This is a genomic window from Mesorhizobium sp. M7A.F.Ca.AU.001.01.1.1, assembly GCF_004022735.1.
Classification (GTDB): Bacteria; Pseudomonadota; Alphaproteobacteria; order Rhizobiales; family Rhizobiaceae; genus Mesorhizobium; species Mesorhizobium ciceri.
Window position 1 is genome coordinate 1 of the sequence record NZ_RZPF01001054.1, and the last position, 1489, is coordinate 1489.

Annotated in this window: 1 protein-coding gene and 1 pseudogene; both read right to left on the bottom strand. The window is 64.5% G+C overall.

Annotation, left to right across the window (positions count from 1 at the left end; translation table 11 throughout):
- Positions 1-500, bottom strand: a pseudogene (locus EN884_RS35670) (VWA domain-containing protein); the annotation flags it as partial.
- Positions 501-503: 3 nt separating this feature from the next.
- Complete coding sequence (locus EN884_RS35675; RefSeq protein ID WP_013532114.1) at positions 504-1433, bottom strand: MoxR family ATPase; 930 nt, start codon at positions 1431-1433, stop codon at positions 504-506.
- Positions 1434-1489: the final 56 nt, after the last annotated feature.

A 1489-nucleotide genomic window follows, 5' to 3' on the forward strand; every position in this document is an offset into this window, starting at 1 on the left:
TTCTTGGCGTCGGCCATCTCGGCGGCGTTCATCTGGGCAAAATCCTTGGCCCGCAGCACCTCGTTGCCGGAAAAGGTGAAGCGGGCGTCGACCTCGATCTCGGGAATTTCCTGTGGCGGCTGGTTCTTCTGGTGTCCCTCGAACATCGCCTGGCTGACTCGGTTTTCAGCGGCGCGTGGCTTCTGCTTTTCCCTGGTGTCGGGCGCCACCGGCGAAAACATCGCCAGCATCTTTTCGATCAGTTCGCGCGACTTCCAGAACAGCCGGAAGGCCTCGTCGAAAATGGCGTGATCCTCATGCCGCGACACCAGCACGGCGTGCAGCGTCCAGTAGAAATCGTCGCGCGAACCGATGCCCGCGGCGAGCACCGCCTCGATGGCGTCCTTGACCGAGGCCGGCCCGACCCGCATGCCCGCCTTGCGCAAGGTGCGGGCAAAATAGACGATGTTGTCGGCGATCCGCCCGTGCGGCATGGCCTCTTTTGGCTCGGGGCGCGGCATCGCCTACTCCGCCGCCGAAAGCTCGGCCTTCACCTCGTTGAGGATGCGCCGGCCTTCGCCCTGTTCGATGCGGGCAATGTCGTCCTGGTATTTCAACAGCACGCCGATCGTATCGGAGACGGTTTCCGGATCGAGCGCCACCTTGTCGAGCTCGGTCAGCGCGCCGGCCCAGTCGATGGTTTCGGCGACGCCCGGCACCTTGAACAGCTCGATCTGGCGCAGCTTCTGGATGAAGGAGACCACTTCGGCCGAAAGGCGCTGGTTGGCCTGCGGCACCTTGCGGCGCACGATCTCCAACTCGCGCTCGGCATTGGGATAGTCGACCCAGTGATAGAGGCAGCGCCGCTTCAGCGCGTCGTGGATCTCACGGGTGCGGTTGGTGGTGATGATGACGATCGGCGGCTCTTCCGCCTTGATGGTGCCGAGCTCGGGCACCGTCACCTGGAAGTCGGACAGGATTTCGAGCAGGAAGGCCTCGAACGCCTCGTCGGTGCGGTCGAGCTCATCGATCAGGAAAACCGGGGCAGCCCCCGCCTTGCCGGTCAGCGCATCGAGCACCGGGCGGCGGATCAGGTATTTTTCGGAGAAGACGTTGCGCTCCATGGCGGAGCGCTCGACCTTGCCGGCCGCCTCCTCCATGCGGATCTCGATCATCTGCGCGGCGTAGTTCCACTCGTAGACGGCGGACGAGACGTCAAGGCCTTCATAGCATTGCAGGCGGATCAGCCGGCGGCCGAGCGCCTGTGCCAACACCTTGGCGATCTCGGTCTTGCCGACGCCGGCCTCGCCCTCAAGGAAAAGCGGCCGCTTCATACGCAACGACAGGAACAGTACGGTCGCCAGCGACCGGTCCGCCACATAGTCCGCACCGGTCAGGAGATCGAGCGTCTCGTCGATCGTCCGTGGCGCGGCGCGCGGTTTCAGCTCGGTCATTCTTTCTCCGTGAACGCCGCCGCTCCGCTTTCCAGTACGTGGTAGCCGCGGGCGTG

Bases quoted from the DNA above. Each gene is read 5' to 3' on its own strand.
- EN884_RS35675 (WP_013532114.1), bottom strand. From the start codon at position 1,433: ATGACCGAGCTGAAACCGCGCGCCGCGCCACGGACGATCGACGAGACG.